Annotated in this window: 17 protein-coding genes and 1 riboswitch; of the genes, 2 read left to right on the top strand and 15 right to left on the bottom strand. The window is 40.1% G+C overall.

Going from position 1 to position 17,219, the window contains the following annotated elements:
* Positions 1-36 precede the first annotated feature (36 nt).
* From hypD to BR73_RS0105285, 15 genes are all read right to left on the bottom strand, one after another.
* Positions 37-1,080: a hydrogenase formation protein HypD gene (gene hypD, locus BR73_RS0105360; protein WP_033164682.1), complete on the bottom strand. Its 1,044-nt coding sequence runs from the start codon at positions 1,078-1,080 to the stop codon at positions 37-39.
* The gene (locus tag BR73_RS0105355) at positions 1,067-1,294 is read right to left on the bottom strand and encodes a HypC/HybG/HupF family hydrogenase formation chaperone (RefSeq protein WP_033164681.1); all 228 of its coding nucleotides are present in this window, start codon (positions 1,292-1,294) and stop codon (positions 1,067-1,069) included. Before BR73_RS0105355 ends, hypD begins: the two co-directional genes overlap by 14 nt.
* Before the next feature lie 13 nt (positions 1,295-1,307).
* Entirely contained in the window at positions 1,308-3,614 is a 2,307-nt protein-coding gene (gene hypF, locus BR73_RS0105350) for a carbamoyltransferase HypF (protein WP_033164680.1), read from the bottom strand.
* A complete protein-coding gene (gene hypB / locus BR73_RS0105345; RefSeq protein WP_033164679.1) occupies positions 3,584-4,240 on the bottom strand; it encodes a hydrogenase nickel incorporation protein HypB in 657 nt (218 codons plus the stop codon). Before hypB ends, hypF begins: the two co-directional genes overlap by 31 nt.
* 272 nt (positions 4,241-4,512) lie before the next feature.
* On the bottom strand, positions 4,513-4,854 hold the full coding sequence (gene hypA / locus BR73_RS0105340; RefSeq protein ID WP_033164678.1) for a hydrogenase maturation nickel metallochaperone HypA: 342 nt from the start codon (positions 4,852-4,854) through the stop codon (positions 4,513-4,515).
* Positions 4,847-5,185: a 4Fe-4S binding protein gene (locus BR73_RS0105335; RefSeq protein ID WP_033164677.1), complete on the bottom strand. Its 339-nt coding sequence runs from the start codon at positions 5,183-5,185 to the stop codon at positions 4,847-4,849. The genes hypA and BR73_RS0105335 overlap by 8 nt, the downstream gene beginning before the upstream one ends.
* Before the next feature lie 244 nt (positions 5,186-5,429).
* On the bottom strand, positions 5,430-6,509 hold the full coding sequence (locus BR73_RS0105330; protein WP_033164676.1) for a nickel-dependent hydrogenase large subunit: 1,080 nt from the start codon (positions 6,507-6,509) through the stop codon (positions 5,430-5,432).
* On the bottom strand, positions 6,506-6,856 hold the full coding sequence (locus tag BR73_RS0105325) for an NADH-quinone oxidoreductase subunit C (RefSeq protein ID WP_033164675.1): 351 nt from the start codon (positions 6,854-6,856) through the stop codon (positions 6,506-6,508). Before BR73_RS0105325 ends, BR73_RS0105330 begins: the two co-directional genes overlap by 4 nt.
* A 58-nt stretch (positions 6,857-6,914) precedes the next feature.
* Positions 6,915-7,361, bottom strand: coding sequence for an NADH-quinone oxidoreductase subunit B family protein (locus tag BR73_RS0105320; protein ID WP_033164674.1), 447 nt, complete (start codon positions 7,359-7,361; stop codon positions 6,915-6,917).
* A 268-nt stretch (positions 7,362-7,629) separates the two neighbouring features.
* The gene (locus tag BR73_RS0105315) at positions 7,630-8,490 is read right to left on the bottom strand and encodes a complex I subunit 1 family protein (RefSeq protein ID WP_033164673.1); all 861 of its coding nucleotides are present in this window, start codon (positions 8,488-8,490) and stop codon (positions 7,630-7,632) included.
* Complete coding sequence (locus BR73_RS0105310; RefSeq protein ID WP_033164672.1) at positions 8,490-10,400, bottom strand: proton-conducting transporter membrane subunit; 1,911 nt, start codon at positions 10,398-10,400, stop codon at positions 8,490-8,492. The genes BR73_RS0105315 and BR73_RS0105310 overlap by 1 nt, the downstream gene beginning before the upstream one ends.
* 480 nt (positions 10,401-10,880) lie before the next feature.
* Entirely contained in the window at positions 10,881-12,605 is a 1,725-nt protein-coding gene (locus BR73_RS0105305; protein ID WP_051684989.1) for a heparinase II/III family protein, read from the bottom strand.
* Between the two features lie 92 nt (positions 12,606-12,697).
* Positions 12,698-13,021, bottom strand: a complete 324-nt coding sequence (locus BR73_RS0105300; protein WP_156034616.1) for a hypothetical protein — start codon at positions 13,019-13,021, stop codon at positions 12,698-12,700.
* Positions 13,022-13,045: 24 nt separating this feature from the next.
* Positions 13,046-14,178, bottom strand: a protein-coding gene (locus tag BR73_RS28160; protein ID WP_242860626.1) for an IS3 family transposase whose coding sequence is annotated in 2 segments (ribosomal slippage) — positions 13,046-13,932 and positions 13,932-14,178 — 1,134 coding nt in all. Because the reading frame shifts where the segments join, the coding sequence is not laid out codon by codon here.
* A gap of 59 nt (positions 14,179-14,237) precedes the next feature.
* The gene (locus tag BR73_RS0105285) at positions 14,238-14,927 is read right to left on the bottom strand and encodes a helix-turn-helix transcriptional regulator (RefSeq protein WP_033164668.1); all 690 of its coding nucleotides are present in this window, start codon (positions 14,925-14,927) and stop codon (positions 14,238-14,240) included.
* 108 nt (positions 14,928-15,035) lie between these two features.
* Between BR73_RS0105285 and BR73_RS28650 the strand changes: the two genes are divergently transcribed.
* A complete protein-coding gene (locus tag BR73_RS28650) occupies positions 15,036-15,179 on the top strand; it encodes a hypothetical protein (RefSeq protein ID WP_156034614.1) in 144 nt (47 codons plus the stop codon).
* A gap of 170 nt (positions 15,180-15,349) precedes the next feature.
* Positions 15,350-15,433: riboswitch (cyclic di-GMP riboswitch) on the top strand.
* 74 nt (positions 15,434-15,507) lie between these two features.
* Positions 15,508-17,214: an EAL domain-containing protein gene (locus BR73_RS0105280; RefSeq protein WP_051684988.1), complete on the top strand. Its 1,707-nt coding sequence runs from the start codon at positions 15,508-15,510 to the stop codon at positions 17,212-17,214.
* The last annotated feature ends 5 nt before the right edge of the window (positions 17,215-17,219 follow it).

The following is a 17,219-nucleotide window of genomic DNA, read 5'->3' as shown; positions in this document are numbered from 1 at the left end:
ACCTTTGATAAAGCTATATTATCCAGCCTTTTATCTTCAACTGTTCTTATACCAGATTCCACAAGCTCCTTCTGCCGATACCATACAGGGGCCTAAGGCATCCATTGGAGTACAGCGTTTTCCAAAGGCAGGACACTGGGAAGGACTGATTCTGCCCAGGATTACCTCCGTACAGCGGCAGCCTGACGGGAGGCTCTCTTCCACCTCAGATAATTCACTGTGGATACCATAATCGGCATAATCCGCTTTCAGGGCGAGACCGGAAGATGGTATATTACCGATACCTCTCCACCAGGCATCAGAGGGTTCAAAGTATTTCATCACCGCATCCATGGCTTTCCTGTTTCCTTCTTCTTTCACTGCACTGGTATAAAGATTCTTAACCCGGTATTCTCCCGCAGAAACTTGTGCCAGAATCTCGTAAACAGCGGCAAGGATATGCTCTCCTTCAAAACCTGCTACCACAAAAGGTTTATGATATTTTTCCGCCAAGGGTTCGTATACCTTGCTGCCTATAATGACACTTACATGCCCCGGACATAAGAATCCATCTATGCCTTCTTCTTTCTCACACAGATAGGACAATGCCGGTATCATGGTCTTTATAGCTGTTAAGAGCTTCAGATTCCTGATGCCTTCTCTCTCCATTTCCTCTATGAGTATAGCATACAAAGGAGCTGTAGTCTCAAAACCCACCGCTGCAAATATATAGGTAATACCTGGATTCTCCTTAGCCAGCTTAACAGCCTGCAAAGGAGAGTAAAGAAACCTTACACGCCCGCCCATGGCTTTAGCCTGGGTCAGGGAATACTTGCTGCCTCGCACTTTCATCATATCTCCAAAGGATAAGACTTCATACTTTTCTTTGCCGGCATACTCTATTAATTCATCGATATAACCGGAGGGAGTTACGCATACCGGACAGCCCGGACCTGATATGAGCTGGATTCCTTCCGGCAGCAAAGAGCGTATTCCCGCCTTAAAAATACTTGCTGTATGGGTTCCGCAGACCTCCATAATCTTAATCTTTCTGCCTTTATACTTCTTAATTTCTTCTGTTACCTTCTCAAGTGTCAGCATTCATTACCTCATTTAATTCTGAAAAAATACTTATCATTTCTTCCGCCTGGTCTTTTTTCACCACTTCAATGGCAAAGCCTGCATGGATTAAGATATAATCCCCCACCTCCGCCTCCACCAGACTGATATTGGTCTCACATATATTTCCCAGGATATCCGCTTTGGCGGTATCACCCTTTATCTCAGTTATTTTTCCCGGTACTGCTACACACATATTAACCTCTTTTCTATTGCATTGTCCGATAAATTCCTATATAAGTCTGACCAAGGCTGATGCCTCCATCCCCCGGAGGTACCGCTTCATTACGATATACCTGAAACCCCTGCTCTGATAAACGTTGGGTTACTCTCTCTAGCAGCAAGGAATTTGCAAAGACTCCTCCGCTAAGGGCAACCGCAGAAATATTTAATCTCCGGCTAAGACTACTGCAGATACATAATACTGCTTCGGCTATAGCGTAATGAAATCCAAGGGATAAAGCCCCTCTGTCCTCAGCATTTTTAGAAGCTGCAAGTGTACGAATCACACTTCCCGGCTTCATCTGAAATATTCCGTTAACTTCTGTTATGTCAAATTCCATAAAAACTGGTGCAATTTCAGCTATCAAAGCTTTTCTGCCCTCCTGCTCCAGCAGCACTGCGGCTTCTCCCTCATACCTACTCTCTGAACAAATTCCAAGCAGAGCCGAAACCCCATCAAAGAGCCTTCCCATACTGGAGGAAAGTACCGTATTTGTACCATGGGTTAAGGCTGCTTTGATCAAGGCCGTCCTGTCATCCATCATAACCTCTGAAAGCCCCTCTGCCAGAAGATAACAAAGAGCAGTCTTTCCCGCATCCTTCTGAGAAGCATCCCCTCCCATTAAAGGTGTATAACTTAAGTGTCCCACTCTTGTAAATTCTCCGCCCTCACAAAGCAGGAATTCCCCACCCCAAATATTCCCGTCCGTCCCATAACCGGTTCCGTCAAAAGCAATCCCAAGAATCTTACCCTTAAGACCATGTTCAGCCATAACAGAAGCTATATGGGCATGGTGATGCTGAACCTGCAGCACCGGAAGTGCCAATCCCTTTGCAAATTCTGTGGAATGGTAGCGCGGATGCATATCACATACTGCTAGCTTTGGTGAAAGGAATAGAAGGGCTTTTAAGTCCTCGTATGCTTTTTGGTATTCCTTTAAGATATCATATTCCTCTAAATCACCAAAATATTGAGACAATACTGCTCTACCATCCTTATAAAGACTGAAGGACCCTTTCAGATCTCCCCCGGCTGCAAATATTTCTCCATCGCTTTCAGGCAATAAAACCGGATAAGGTGCATAACCCCTGCTTCTTCGTATGATCTGGCGTTTCTTATTTACCACTTTCACCACGGAATCATCCACAGAGCGCAGAATTTCACGATCATGGTATAATACCCCATTCAGATAAGGAGAGTTAAGGGAGAGAATCTCACTGTTCTCTCGTATGATTGGTTTTCCCGATAAATTGGCACTGGTCATAATAAGAGGTCCAAGCTCTTTCGTTAACAAAAGCTGAATCGGTGTATAAGGAAGAAAGGCCCCAAGATAAATGCTTCCACCACTGACCTCATCTGCTACTCTTCTCTCCTTCTCGTATAAAAGCACAATTGGCCTTGCCTTACTGCGAAGCAGTTTCTCCTCTTCTGTGTTCACCTGGGCATAAGCTTTTAACGTATCCATATCGGGAAAACAGAGCGCGAAGGGTTTCTTCTCCCTTCCTTTCAGCAGACGAAGCTTCTGTACTGTTTCATTTCTAAAAGGAGAACACACATAATGAAAACCCCCGATTCCTTTAACCGCTACTATGCCGCCTGCCCTGATAACCTTTACCGCTTCAGCCAGAGCTGTTTCCCCCTCAGCCCTGGAATTGTCTGATACCTCCCCTGTGTGTACCTCCCATCGAAGAACAGGTCCGCATTCCAAACAGGATATGGTTTCAGCATGAAACCGTCTGTCAGAAGCTGCCGTATATTCATGATTACAGGCTTCACACATGGAAAATTCCTTCATTACTGTGGTATTCCTGTCATAAGGGGTGCGCTCCAGTATGGTATATCTGGGTCCGCAGGCTGCACAGCTGATAAAGGGATGCCGGTATCTTCTGTTAAGTTTGTCCGCTAATTCAGACGCGCAGTTCTCACATAAACCAATATCCGGGGTAAGAGAAAAACCTCGCATATTATTAGCACTGGCACTTATAACAAATTTACCGCTCTCATACACAGCAAGCTGTTCCCTGGTTAGTTGCTCTTTAGTAATCTCTTGTGTTTCAAGGGCATGGATTTCATAGTCTTTTCCCTCTTCATTCCTTAGTTCCTCCAGAAATTCCTTATGCACTTCTTCCAAAGCAGCAGCGATAATCTCTACAATACCGCCCAGATTGCAGACGCCTCCAACAATTCCAAGCCTCTCTGCCAGAGAATATACAAAAGGGCGGAAACCCACCCCTTGTACAATACCGTATACCAATATCCTTTTTATAACGATTCCTTTTTTTCCTTTATCCACTGAACTACTTCCTCATAGCCTTCTCTGCTTCTGGCAGATACCTTGATTACAGGAGCTGTTTTATTTAAGGCACGTACTCCTTTTAAGAAAAATTCTTCATCAAAATCCACATAGGGCAGAAGATCACATTTATTCAACAATATGATGTCTGCTTTCTCATAAGCAAGGGGATATTTATAAGGCTTATCGCTTCCTTCGGTTACAGAACCGATTAACAGTTTTACATGCTCACCAATCTGAAATTCTGCCGGACATACCAGATTTCCGATATTTTCAATAAACAGAACACCAGGTGCCAGATCAAGCTCTCCCGCTGCCTTTTCTATCAGAGGAGAGTCCAGATGACAGGCTCCTCCTGTATTTATCTGAATGGCTTCCACTCCTAAGGACTGTAACAGCCTGGTATCAAAATCTGCTTCAATGTCCCCTTCTATTACATAGGAGGTGATATCCTCCAACCCTTTTATAATCTGTACCAGGGAAGAAGTCTTTCCTACTCCCGGAGCTCCCATAACATTCACTGCAAATATACCTTTATTGGTAAAATTCTCTTTGGTTTTAGCCGCTACTTCATCGTTTTTATCATAAACAGACTGCATGATTTCAATTTCTTTTGTCTCTTCCATATATACCTTCTTTCCTGACCTGGTGAACTTTCAGATACTTACATTATAGGCTGATTTTAGTTTTTTTGCCATAATAAGATATACCTTAATGAAAGGTGTAATCTTATATAACCAGATAGAAAAAACCAATCCTCCTTTAAATAATATATACATCACCATATAACCGTTTAATGCAAAATGTATTTCCAGTTGCTTCATACCTCAAGCTTTTATTTACGCTTTCATTTATGTTATTGTAAGTCTATATACTATATTAAAATTCCCCTCAGGCTCTACCTGATTTCAATGGATTTGAGATAAAATTCTTTTCCAATCTCTGTAGGTTCTCCATCTCCCTTGCAATATGGACACTCAAAGGAGAAGGGCTTTCGTTCAAAATACGCCTGACAGGAGGTGCATTTAAGCTTCGGCTTAACCCTCTCAATGTTTAATTTCGCCTTCTCGCAGAGAGACCCTTCGGCTATGATATCAAAATACAGATTAATGGAATCTGCCACATAACCGGAGTAATCTCCTACTACCAGGTTTATCTGTTCCACAGAGGTTCCCTTATTTTCTTTCAGGTACTCCTCTGCCATTTCAATTATTCTTTGTGTTACGGGATACTCATGCATTGGTGTATTGATCCTTAGACTCACCATAAGATGGTGGTGTGTAGTGATTATCCATTGTCAGGCACTTCTTGGGACATACCTCACTGCAATAGCCGCATTGGATGCATTTTAAGCGGTCGATTTCCCAGGAGGCATCTGCTTTGCTTACCAGAATTGCTCCTGTGGGGCAGCGTCTCTGGCACATTCCACAGTAAATGCACTGGGGCATATCAATTTCTATTTTACCTCTGGTGCGCTCATATTTATCTTTTTCCTTCAACGGATAAAGACAGGTGTAAGGCCCGTGAAACAAGCTTTTAATAAGTGTTTTCGTCATATTTAGTATCGCCATAAATTCCTCCGTTCCGATACGTTCTTACCTTGAATTATAAAGAATATTTATATAAGTTAGTCTAGGGTGTGTCTGAAAACTGCTTGTGCCGGGCTGGAGGTTCCACTTTGCGGGAGCAATTTGCGAAAAACAGCAAGGCGCGATATTAGGAACGGGTGTTACGTTCCCAGAATTGCAATGCAAAATACCGCAAAGCGGAGCATTCAGAATGTACAATGAGTTTTCAGACACACCCTGACAGCATCTACCTTTCGGTACAGCTGATACAGGGATCTATGGTCAATATCAGAATAGGAACATCTGCCAGTGAGCAGCCTTTGAGTGTTTCTAACAGTGCCGGAACATTGGCAAAGGTCGGTGTTCTAACCCTTACTCTGTCAAGGAATTTTGTACCGTTAGCTTTGGTATAATAAATCACCTCTCCTCTTGGCTGTTCTACTCTGGTAAAATGCTCTCCATTGGGATTTCCCGTTACCTTAACCTTAATATCTCCTTCCGGTATTAAGCTGATAGCCTGACGGATAAGGTCAATGGACTGAAAGATTTCCTTGATACGGACACTGGTTCTTGCATAAGAATCCCCTTCCGTATCAATCACCGGTGTAAAATCAAGGTGCTTATAAGCTGCATAACCCTGGGTTCTCATATCAAAGTTCAAACCACTGGCCTTTCCCATAGGTCCTACTGCTCCAAGTTCAAAAGCCAGCTGTTTTGACAAGACTCCCACACCTTTGGTTCGGTATTTTACAGAGGAATCTTTAAAGAATACGGTAGTAAGCTCTGTCAATTCCTTCTCAATAACATACATGGTATCATTTATCTTCTTTAAGGTCTCAGAGCTGATATCCTTCTTAACTCCACCGATTTCACAGACTGAAAAAATTACTCGTCCGCCGGTAGTCTCTTCAAAAATATCCAGTACCTGTTCCCTTAAACGCCAGGAATGCATAAATAAGCTTTCAAAGCCAAAAGCATCTGCCAATAATCCCAGCCACAGAAGATGGCTGTGCATTCTGGACAGCTCTGCCCAGATAGTACGAAGAAAATCTGCTCTGTCCGGAATCTTTACGTCCATGATGCTTTCAAGGGACATGCAGTAACCCATTCCATGCATAAAGGAACAGATTCCGCAGATTCTTTCCGCTACAAAGGTATACTGCTGAAAATCTTTTTTCTCCACCAGCTTCTCAAGACCTCTATGGATGTATCCGATCTGAGGAATGGCCTCCACTACGGTCTCATCCTCAAGTACCAGATCCAGATGAATGGGTTCCGGCAGTACCGGATGCTGGGGTCCAAAGGGGATTACAGTACGGTCACTCATGCTTTTTCCTCCTTTGCGGCAAATGGTGTAGGTACCGGTATACGGTACAGCTGGTTGTTGAAATCAATGGAAATATCTTTTATCTGAACTCCGAATAATTCCTTGATTTCATTCTCATAAAGAAATGCATAGGAATAGAGGGAGCTGATACTCTCAATTTCAGTAGCGCTGTCGATTAAAAGTCTCAGATGTATAAAGTCATATTCTTTGTCAAAGGAATAGCTTAGTTCTATTCCGTCCTTTGTAGTTGCGGATATTGCCACCAGGCGGTATCCTTCATGTTTATAATGTACAACGTGGGTAAGCAGTTCCCCAGGTTGTATTTCCTTAATATTCTGCTGTTCCATTCTTCCTTCTCCTCAATTTTAAGTGCCTCAGGACATTGCTGTCAGTGATTATGCTGCACTACTTTGCCAGAGCCTTCTTACCGGATAAAACCTTTTGCTTCTCATCAAGGATTGCAAGAGCTTTCACCACTCCGTCAATAATAGACTCCGGACGTGCTGCACAGCCCGGTACATATACATCAACGGGCAGCACTTTGTCTACACCGCCGACAATGTTATAGCATTCAGCAAAGATACCGCCGGAGGTGGCACAGATTCCCACTGCCACCACAACTTTTGGCTCAGGCATCTGCTCATAGAGCTGTTTTACAATCGGTATATTCTGTTCATTTACACTTCCGGTTATCAGAAGGATATCCGCATGCTTGGGATTTCCGGTATTGATTACACCAAACCGCTCTACGTCATAAAGAGGCGTAAGACAGGCTAACACTTCAATATCACAGCCGTTGCAGCTGGAACCGTCATAATGTAATATCCAGGGTGATTTTTTTATAAAATTCATAGGAACCTCTCTTTTTACGTCAATTCTGTTACTATATAAGCCAACGATAAGTTAAGTCACTTTTACTAGTACTTCATTACAAAGTTCTGCTTGCTTGAAATCCCTGATATTTGTGCTGAGACAAGGCAGAGAAATGAGGCGGAGAACTCCCAACAGCAAGTATGCCAGCCTGCCTGCGACAATGCCATATCCATGTAAATAGCAGGTGCTGAATAAAGTAAAATTCCTGCAATGCAGTACCGGTTATTTTATCATAACAGCTGTTCAGCTATCTGAAATAGGACAATACCATTAAATTAACAGACCCCAAAACAGCCGTAACCAGCCAGGCAGACTTTAAAGCGAAATTCCATTTCATCCTGGCAAAGCCGTTATCAATTAGTATCTCCAGAAAATACACCAGCAGGCATACAATTACACCGACGATAATACTGGATATATGGCTGGTAGCAAAGAACAGGAAAACGAATACCAATGCGATAATTTGCTCATACCAGTGTGTAATTTCAATTACTGCCAGGTCTTTACCTGAATATTCTGTGGTGATTCCCTGTACGATTTCCTGATGTCCATGATGGGACATACTGAAATCAAAAGGTGATTTACGTAATTTAAAAGTGAGTATATATACAAAACCTATAAACATTCCCGGCAGATATACAATTGCCGGTATATTGTTCTTAATAATGTCAGAAATGAAAAAGCTCTTATCCGCCAGATAGAAACCGATTCCGGTAAGCAATACCATAGGCTCGTAAGCCATCATCTGGAGAAGTTCTCTTTCAGAGCCTACCAGACTGTAAGGCGAGTTGGAGGCATATCCGCCAAGGATAAACAATACCGATCCCAAGGTCAGGGCAAAAACCGCCAGCAGTACATCCCCGCCCAGTAGAAGTATTACTGAGGTCAATATTACAAAGATCAGGGACAAATACACATAAAAGCGGTGCATCAGGTTAACTTCTATGGCTTCTTTCTGAATGAGCTTTAACACATCATAAAAGGGTTGAAGCAGAGGCGGACCCTGTCTTCCCTGCATCCTTGCAGTAATTACCCTGTCCATTCCCGTAAGCAGCCCCCCTGCTATCGGCGTTAAAAGAATGATTGCAATTATTTTAAGTATCAACATTATTTAGCAAGCCCCCCGATTAGAAGTATTACGCCGAGCACCAGTATAAGTATCGCGATAATATCACCGATGAACAGCATTTTCTTACTGTCAAAATATTCAGAAAGATACCAGTTACGCATCTCAGCTTTCCTTTTCTCGCCAAGACTGCCGTAGAAGGTCTCATTATCCCCGGTATTTTCACCGGCCATATAAATGGGAACAATACGCCTTTTATCTCCTTTATAAAGAGGAATAAAGCTAATAGGTATGATAATCAGCATGGCAAGCATCATTATCATAAGGTTGACATCACTTGTACCAATAGGTATTATCGCTTCTTTACCAAAAAGCTCTGTCAAGTAGGGTACAAGAGCATAATCGGAGATAAGCGGAAAAGCAAAACAGGAAACAATAACAATTATGGCATGTATGATAATAGGCAGTTCTTCAAACAGGGAAAAAGCATGGTCCTTTTCCTGCTTCCGATTAGAACCGGATACCAGTTTACCCATCCATTTCGTCCAATAGAACAGGGTAATGGCGCTGCCGTAAGCAATCACTATAACAGCCAGTATATGTCTGGAATCGATAAATGCTTTCATTGCCACCCATTTTGAGATAAGCATACCAAAAGGTGCCAGGAACATACCGGCAATACCGATAAACATAAACAGATTCAGTTTTCTGGACACTTCTGCCAGGTCTCCCATATCCTCTACATTACGGCTGCCCAGCTGATGCTCAATAGAACCCACGCACAAAAACATTAAGGATTTAGCTGAAGCATGGAAAATAATTAACAGAATGGCAGCCCAAAGTGCTTCCTGGCTTCCGATACTGGCACAGATAACAATCAGTCCCAGGTTGGCAACGGTGGAATAAGCAAGAATCTTCTTTCCATCACTTTGGGTAACTGCTGCCAATGAGCTTAACAGGAAGGTGGCACAGCCTATTCCCGTTACAGCAATCCCCACCGGTGAATCCCCAAGCATAGGTGCAAGTCTGATAATCAGATACACGCCTGCCTTAACCATGGTTGCGGAATGCAGCAGCGCTGAGGAGGGTGTAGGTGCCACCATAGCTCCAAGAAGCCAGGAGGAAAAGGGAAACTGGGCAGATTTTGTGAGAGCTGCCACAGACATCAGGAAGACCGGCACCATTGCTATGGCTTCAGGTTCAAGAGAAATCAGTGTTGATAACTCAAGGGTGTCATAATGTAAACCAATAAATACGATGGCAACAGCAAAAGCAAGCCCGCCACCAAGATTAATCGTTAACGCACGATAGGAATTGTTCTTTGCTTCGTCTGTTCTTGTATACCCGATTAACAGGAAAGAACAAAGAGAAGTAACCTCCCAGCAGAAATAGAGCCAGGTCAGATTGTTACTTAGCACCAGTCCAAACATAGCGGAGAGAAATAAAAACAGGATGGACAGGAAAAAGGATTTTCTCTCGGCATATTCCTTATGGTGATGGTGGTAATCCTTCATATAACCCACTGCATAGATACAGATAAGGCTGCCAATGATACCGATAATAAGTACCATGATACCTGACAGCTTATCATATACCATCTGGTTCACTATCCGGATGTGATGTCCTGCGGATAGTTCAAACCACAGGATCAAAGGTGTCTGTACCGCCGCAAATACAGTCACTAAGTACTTTTTGTCCCTGATGCTCTTCACAAGAATATAACCTGCGATTATAATCTCAAGACACATTATCAGGTATGAAATTTCCACTTCTTGATGATAAGAATAAGTAATACCGTCTCCGAAATATCTCACGGTTACCAGAACGGTCAGAAGGGCGATACTTGCAGCCCCTAAAGTTACAATAGCATTTCTTATTTTATCCTGTCTTATAACAAAAGAGAGGATTGCTATTGCCATTGGAAATAGAATGAGTGTTGTTATTAAGTTCATATTCGTCACCTTGCCGTCAATTGATATAAAGCCGGTAATAATAAAAAGGAGTCTTCAGACTGCAAGTCGTCGCATGGCTGCCATCTGTATAGGCTGATTTTATAATATCTGCTTATTTTCTAATCACTTTTTACGTGATTCTGTCTAATTATACACCCAAATATTAAACAACGCAAAACTATTCTTTGTTTTTTGCCCAAAATTTTAATATTTTTTATAAAATTTTTAGTGTATTTGTTTATATTTTAACAATAAGCTTCGACAAAATGTTTCACTAATACATTTTTTATGACGATTTTCTATGACTGCAAATCGCTTAATATGGAAAATGCTTCTATAGACTGTAATGTAATAATTTGTGATATTATTAATTTTTTAACAATCTTTTCCATCTAAAACCCATTGAATAATCTGCTCCTAGAGCAAAAAAGCATCAGCTCATATGTTAAATAAGAGCTGATGCTTAAAATGAAACATAATTTAATTTTCTTCCGGATTTATGGATATTACAGAGGAGGTTTCCTTGGTGAGTGGCAATTCCCACTGTATCAGATAGACTTCTTGCTGTACTCCTTCGTGGTCACTGTGCTGCACTGGTTTAACTTCAATTGCTGCATCCTTGTCTTCTATTGTAATACAACATTTCAAAGAGTCTTTCTTTAATAAAATTTTGTTCTTCTCTATTACAGGCTTAATACCGGTTATCAGGTTTTCCCTGATGGAAGCGGTATGCTCTGTACATTGAAAGTCGTCTCTTATCCGCACTGAACCATCCTCTGGATTAAAGGTTACCGTTCTTTTGATACTTTTTATACTATTTTCTTCATAAGCCTTTTCCAGATGAACTACAGTTTCAAATGCCTTATCCGCATTAAAATAAGTACAGGCATGTTCTCTGCCGCTTAACTGTCCTTTGTTATTAATAATTGGGACACTATGGCCTAAGGAACTGTTACATAAAATGTCATATCTTCCGTTTCCGAAATAATCCTTGGTATATTCTCCTGCACCAAGCTCTGCCAGAAACATAGCTTTCTTATAAACATAAAGGAAGCTTCCTATATCATTATGATTATGGGGTTCGTCATTATGCCCCCCTTTCATCGCAAGTCCTGCTTTATTCTTACTGCGCATGACATTCCACTGGGCTTCCTTTAGAGTATCCTGGGCATTCAGGTGCAGATTCCGTTCTTTTATCGTACCCGTCTTAAGAGCTTCGATATATTCTTTGGTCCATAGGTAGTCTCTGTAGATAGCTGCCCACCTGAAACAGGGGTCTGTGTCATAAGCTCCGGCAAGTCCAAGGGGCGGGAGGTTAACCGTATCATATTGCAGGGCAAGCTTTAAGGTAAGCCCCATTTTGTATCTGGTATGGCTGTCGCTATCAGAGAAATTAACGGAAAGTCCTTCCTCAAAGTAACATTTCTGCTGAAACTCAGCAATACGTCTGACCTTATCGTTCCTGAACAGGTTAAGCTCACCATTGCTATATTCCGCTAATTGCTGTGCAAAAGTTGTAAAGTAGGTCATTCCATAGGTAAAATAACCGATACCTTCCATACAGGTTCCGTCTTCCGGAAAACCTTTCAGGTAATACTGAAGTGAATCTGTAATACGTTCTATTACATTTCTCAATTCTTCCGGTTGATTTTTAAGCATATAAAGGGAGGCGCTACCCAAAGAACCGCTGCAGACAGCGCACCAGTTATGGGTAGAATGCTCCCAACTGCTGTAAGGTGCGGTACTACGATAGAAAGGATTTAACACCCTGGTGAAAACATTGTCTCTTACACTTTCATAAACTGCTATGTTTATTTCATCTTTTAACAGATAAATGATTTCTGATAAGGCTTGTGCAGTTTCTGCCGCAAATAAATCGATGGTCTTTCTCCATACAGGATTATTGGTTCTGTCCACATGAGGTGGCAGTGCCCAGCATTCCTCCAGGCAGATATCAAGCATAATCTCTTCCAGCTTCCTGATATCCTTTACTCTTCTTTTGATTACAGCAAGCATACCAAATACTGCAAGATATTTTCTGCGTTCAAAATATACCGCTTCAAATTCCAGGCGATTGCCCGTTCTTTCATATAAGGAATATAACTCCTCTGAAATCCATGGCATTTCTTTTTCTCTTAGTTCTTCCCCTGCCAGCTCAAGCTTGTCTATGTATGCTTCTAAGAACTGTTCCAACTCTGTAACCATTTGTGTCTCTCCCCTAAACAAGTTCTCTTTGCACAATTATGTAATTTCTTATGCTTATTGAGAACCCGTTCTCTTCACGTCAATATTATTTTTTATAACGTTCCCTCTTCTGTATTGGACTTATTATCCTTAAAAATTTCTGGATAGTTTTCAACTATCGTGCTTTCCAAATCTTCCAATGCTGTAAATTGTTTTGTAATTTTATAAAGGCATATTGTCTGATCGTAAAATTCTTTTGCTTTGTCATACTGCTCCAGCTTATAAAGAAGCTTAAATTTCATAAACATCAAACCGGGTAGAAATCGCATATAGTTTTCTTGTATAGAATAATCTATACCTTTTTCTATAATTTTTTCTGCATTTACATAATCTTCATTGTTTAATAACAAATGGACTTGTGTCAATAATGTAGACACAAAAAGTTTAACTTTTGATGCCGCTTAGGCAGCCTCATGAGCAGCCTGCGGAGTCAAATAATTAATGGCACCATGAATCCTTTTTCTATTGTACCAGGATTCAATATATTCAAATACGACCTTGCGGGCAGCATTGAAATCACTGTATTTATGATGATTGATCTCTTCCTTCTTTAGGACGGAATGGAAGGATTCAATACATGCATTATCATATGGATTTCCTTTTCGACTAAAGGAATGGATAATCCCTTTGAGAGACAGGTAATCCTCAAATATCTTACTGGTATACTGTGTGCCTAAATCGCTGTGCAGAAGAATGCCTTCCGTAACCTTTACATTTAAACATGCATTTTTAACTGCCTGCGTAGCCAATTCGGCTGTCATGGAAGTATCATAGGCATAACCAATGATTTTCTTGCTGTGAAGGTCCATGACGGAAGCTAGATAGGTCCATCCATCCCGTACTGTATGGATATAGGTAATGTCTGTACACCATTTTTGATTAATTCCAGTTGTACGAAAGTCACGGTTTAGGATGTTTTTCTTTTGGTCCGTCGTGATTCTTTCTGAGTGATATCGGAACTTCTTTATAACAATGGAACGAAGTCCCATATCAATCATATATCGTTGTACTCGTTTTAGGCTAATTGATTTACCTTGGCTGATCAGTACCTGGTGAATTTTAGGTGCACCATATCTGGCTTTGCTGTCAGTCCAGATTTTCTTGATTTCTGCCTTAAATTTATCGGCTTCTAGCTGTCGATTTGAAGGTACACGAACGAGAGCCTTATAATAGGTACTTCGAGGGAATTTCAAGGCTTTGCATATAAGCTTTACGGTATATTTGGTTTTGTATTTTTCGATGAAGGTAACGATTTCTTCTATCGTTTTCTTGCGAATATGGCAGTAGCTTTTTTTAAGATTTCATTTTCCATTTCAAGTTCAGCGATACGTTTTTTCATTTTCTCGTAGTCTTTAGAGTTAATTTCTTCTTTTTCTGATACTTTGACTGGAGATAGCTGCTTGATCCAACTATAAATCGTTACATTTGTGACACCATATTCACTACTCAAGTAGGAAACTGAGCTACCTGAATTATACAGATCAACAATCTGTTGTTTGAATTCTTCCGAATAACGGGTACCGTTCTTGGACATTGTTTAACACACACCTTTCTATGAAACATTTTATCGTGTTAAACTTTTCGTGTCCACACTTATATACTAACACCAAAATAACTAAGATTAGCTAATATACTTTGATAAAACTTCTTGGCAAACTGAGATGCCTGGTACATAGGATATGGTGAGGGCAATATATTAGTTTCCAACACATATAACAAATCCAGTAGTATTTTATTCGCTATATCTTCTCTTTTTAGAGACATATAATTAGTACTCATAAAATTAATGATAGATAGTCCCACATTAGAATATGTACTTTTTGTTATAGAGTCTAATGTAAACGACGGTTCTTCTATCATTATCCCTTTAAGACAATAATTCAATGAATTCATATAATTCTTTTCATAAGCAGCGCAAATTGCCTTACCATACAGAATATGTTGAAGGTTCTCACCTTTAGTAAAGTCTTTATGCTTTTCATATTTTTCTACCAGATTTTTCAACAGTTCCCTATCCCCTAAAGATATTGCATTGTTTATAGCCTGAATACCCTCATATCCAATAACAGTATTTACTGAAAAATACATTTTAAAGTATTCATTAAGATCCATGTTGAACTTAATGGATAACTGGTTTAATAAATATAGTGAGGGTTCGAACTCTCCCTTCTCAATACGGTAAATCTGCTTCGGTGTACAGATACCTTTTGCCAATTGCTCTCTTGTCAGGCTTCTTGATTCTCTCAGTTCCCTCAGAAATATGCCAAAATGCTCGTAACTCATATAGTAATCCGCCTTTTTTGATGGACATAAGTGTCCATTTATATATAAAAAAACCAATGGTATAATTTACCCAAAGAATAATTTATTATGAATCCGGAGGTAAATTTTATGAAATTGTTTTCAAAAATACGTTACTTTATTGCTGTTTTACTGGTTCTAGTCTCTGTATCTGGTATAACCTCACCTTCCAGAGGTACTGGAATAATAACCACTTTAAATGATCCCTTTCCTTTTATTTGTGAGACCAGATAATATTTTACTATGAATTATAGCATAATTTTACAAAGTTATCAAATCTTTTGACACTTATGGCATAAAATATCCTTCAAGGATATTTTATATTTAGTATAAATATTATTATTTAATCACAACTAAGATAGTTGATTCAAATAAATTAAAAATTAAATATCACCATTTATTTCCCGAAAGAAAGGCATAACTGTCTAAAGGCAGTGACGCAAAGCTATAGGGCCTAAACCTGACAGGTATGGCAGCCAGTTGCAATTATTTCCTACGAAATAAAATCAAAAATGTACAAAGAGGCTGATCTACTATGTGATTTGAAAAGCGAGGGATTTTAATGAACAAAAGAGGCAGCAATATCAACATGTTATCTACAGATACCAATTTTGAAGAAATGTGTGAACGGTATGATGTAATTGCTGAACAAACAAACTTAGTCATTTTTGACATCAATTTCGAGGATGATACATTCTATGTATCTGAAAATTTTATGGAGTTAACAGGGATATCCTTATATAACCAGAAGAATTCCTTTAAGCATCTTCTTGGATTAAAATACATACATCCCAGTGATTTATTGAGATTCAAAGAATTTATAAGGACAGCAAGCCCCGACCAGGCTTCCACCTCCATTACGTTCCGCAGAAGAACCGAGAACAATGAACTTATGTGGGTGCGTTGTAAGCGTAAATGCTACTTTAACGAAGATGGCCGGTTAACAAGAGTCCTTGGCACTGCCCAGGAAGTTAGTAAAGAAATGGTTGCCTATACAGTAAACGGAAATGATCTTTTGATGGGTGTCAATATTCCTACTTTTAGCCGGTTTGAATACAAAACCAGACGTATAAGAAGAACTAACCCTGACAAAAAATTTGCCGTTATTGTATTTGATATTAAACGTTTTAGTGTTATTAATGACTTATATGGTAACAAAGAGGGAGACGGAGTATTAAAATATATCGGCACTGTCCTGTCCTCCAATACAGCAGGCTGTTATGCTTATTGCAGGCTGTATTCGGATAATTTCGCAGTATTTACTGAGTATAGAAATGAATCCGAAATTTATGATTTTGCTTTATTTCTAAAAAAACAGATGAAAGAGTATCCTCTAAAAATGGAAATCTCCTTTTCTATCGGTGTCTGCCTTGTTGAGAGCAAAGACCTTTCCATGAATGTACTGTGCGAACGTGCAACTCTCACTAAAAAGACAATCAAGAATGATGTTATGAAGACTCTTGCTTTTTATGAAGATTCTTTACGAAAACGAACTCTTGAAGACAGTGATATTGAGAATGAAATGATTTCCGCATTATCAAACAATCATTTTGAAATGTATCTGCAGCCTAAAATGTCCATCCCTACCACTGAGGTAGTGGGAGCTGAAGCTTTAGTACGTTGGAATCACCCGGAAAAAGGTATCATTCCTCCGGAAAGGTTTATACAGCTTTTTGAGAAGAACGGATTTATAATCTCACTGGACTACTTTATTTGGGAGAAGGCCTTTCAAACGATTGCAAAATGGATGAAAGAAGACTATCCTGTTATACCTATATCAATTAATGTATCCCGTATCCATTTCAGCAACTCCGACTTTGTAGACAAGCTCATGTATATATCTGAGAAATATCAGGTACCTCCTACCTACATAGAGCTTGAAATAACAGAATCAGCATTCTTTAACTACAAAACGGACTTGCAAAGTAAACTGTATACGCTAAAAGAGAAAGGATTCCGACTTTCTCTGGATGATTTTGGTACCGGATATTCAACTTTGAATTTTCTGAAAGACATTCCATTAGATATTCTTAAGATGGATAAGGCATTTCTTGACGGGACTGGGGAGAACCGTAAGGAAGAAACCGTTCTGGAATATACCATAGCACTTGCCAGAAGTCTTGGTATAGAAGTGGTTGCTGAGGGGGTTGAAAATTTCAGCCAGGCAGAATTTTTATATCGTTCAGGTTGTGAAATCGCGCAAGGATATTTCTATTCGCCGCCACTTCCGGTTGCTTCCTTTGAAAGATATGCCGGATTAACGAAATGAGAAAC

It is taken from the genome of Clostridium sp. KNHs205, from assembly GCF_000702945.1.
Taxonomy (GTDB): domain Bacteria; phylum Bacillota; class Clostridia; order Lachnospirales; family Lachnospiraceae; genus Anaerocolumna.
Note: the sequence above shows the minus strand (reverse complement) of the source record. Positions and strands in the feature narration are given on the sequence as shown.

Excerpts from the sequence above, each read along its gene's own strand:
- hypD (WP_033164682.1), bottom strand. The coding sequence starts at position 1,080 with ATGCTGACACTTGAGAAGGTAACAGAAGAAATTAAGAAGTATAAAGGC.
- BR73_RS0105355 (WP_033164681.1), bottom strand. The coding sequence starts at position 1,294 with ATGTGTGTAGCAGTACCGGGAAAAATAACTGAGATAAAGGGTGATACC.
- hypB (WP_033164679.1), bottom strand. The coding sequence starts at position 4,240 with ATGGAAGAGACAAAAGAAATTGAAATCATGCAGTCTGTTTATGATAAA.
- hypA (WP_033164678.1), bottom strand. The coding sequence starts at position 4,854 with ATGCATGAGTATCCCGTAACACAAAGAATAATTGAAATGGCAGAGGAG.
- BR73_RS0105335 (WP_033164677.1), bottom strand. The coding sequence starts at position 5,185 with ATGGCGATACTAAATATGACGAAAACACTTATTAAAAGCTTGTTTCAC.
- BR73_RS0105330 (WP_033164676.1), bottom strand. The coding sequence starts at position 6,509 with ATGAGTGACCGTACTGTAATCCCCTTTGGACCCCAGCATCCGGTACTG.
- BR73_RS0105325 (WP_033164675.1), bottom strand. The coding sequence starts at position 6,856 with ATGGAACAGCAGAATATTAAGGAAATACAACCTGGGGAACTGCTTACC.
- BR73_RS0105320 (WP_033164674.1), bottom strand. The coding sequence starts at position 7,361 with ATGAATTTTATAAAAAAATCACCCTGGATATTACATTATGACGGTTCC.
- BR73_RS0105315 (WP_033164673.1), bottom strand. The coding sequence starts at position 8,490 with ATGTTGATACTTAAAATAATTGCAATCATTCTTTTAACGCCGATAGCA.
- BR73_RS0105310 (WP_033164672.1), bottom strand. The coding sequence starts at position 10,400 with ATGAACTTAATAACAACACTCATTCTATTTCCAATGGCAATAGCAATC.
- BR73_RS0105305 (WP_051684989.1), bottom strand. The coding sequence starts at position 12,605 with ATGGTTACAGAGTTGGAACAGTTCTTAGAAGCATACATAGACAAGCTT.
- BR73_RS0105285 (WP_033164668.1), bottom strand. The coding sequence starts at position 14,927 with ATGAGTTACGAGCATTTTGGCATATTTCTGAGGGAACTGAGAGAATCA.
- BR73_RS28650 (WP_156034614.1), top strand. The coding sequence starts at position 15,036 with ATGAAATTGTTTTCAAAAATACGTTACTTTATTGCTGTTTTACTGGTT.
- BR73_RS0105280 (WP_051684988.1), top strand. The coding sequence starts at position 15,508 with ATGAACAAAAGAGGCAGCAATATCAACATGTTATCTACAGATACCAAT.